At 61.6% G+C, this 662-nt stretch carries 1 protein-coding gene and 1 pseudogene; both read right to left on the bottom strand.

The genetic code is table 11. The features are described from left to right. Positions 1–357 (bottom strand): annotated as a pseudogene (locus HP547_RS29200) (phospho-N-acetylmuramoyl-pentapeptide-transferase); the annotation flags it as partial. Further along, positions 357–662: glutamate ligase domain-containing protein (locus HP547_RS29195; RefSeq protein WP_372243033.1), on the bottom strand; the 306-nt coding region annotated here is incomplete at its 5' end. The gene HP547_RS29195 and the pseudogene HP547_RS29200, both read right to left, overlap by 1 nt.

The raw sequence follows: 662 nt of genomic DNA, 5'->3' as shown, positions 1-662 counted from the left end.
CTTGCGGTAGTCGTCGACCCAGCCGATGGCGCCGAACGCCAGGGTGACGATCAGCACCACCCACACATAGCGATTGGACAGGTCGGCCCACAGCAAGGTGCTGATGGCGATGGCGGACAGGATCAGCGCACCACCCATGGTCGGGGTGCCGGACTTGGACAAGTGCGATTGCGGGCCGTCGTTACGCACGGCCTGGCCGATCTGGCGAATTTGCAGGGTACGGATCATCCACGGCCCCAGCCACAGCGCCAGGGACAACGCGGTCAGTACACCAAGAATCCCGCGCAGGGACAGGTACTGGAAGACCGCGAAGCCTTTGTGGAACTGTTGCAGATACTCGGCCAACAGCAGCAGCATTAATGTTTCTCCCCGCTGGCACCGCACAATGCCGCCACGACGTTTTCCATCGCAGCGCTGCGCGAGCCCTTGATCAAGATAGTGGTATCGCTGGCATTTTCGGCGCTAACCGCGTCGATAAGCTCAGCTTGAGTAGCGAAATGGCGGCCATTGGCGCCAAACGCCTGGACCGCATGTGTCATGTTGGAACCCACTGCGTACAGGGCGTCTACCTTGCCACGCGCGTAGTCACCCACCTGACGGTGGCCTTCTTCCGCCCATTGCCCCAGTTCGCCGATATCCCCAAGCACCAGGACGGTGCGTCC

The sequence above is a fragment of the Pseudomonas sp. CM27 genome, assembly GCF_013179515.1.
In the GTDB taxonomy this organism is placed as follows: Bacteria; Pseudomonadota; Gammaproteobacteria; order Pseudomonadales; family Pseudomonadaceae; genus Aquipseudomonas.
Note: the sequence above shows the minus strand (reverse complement) of the source record. Positions and strands in the feature narration are given on the sequence as shown.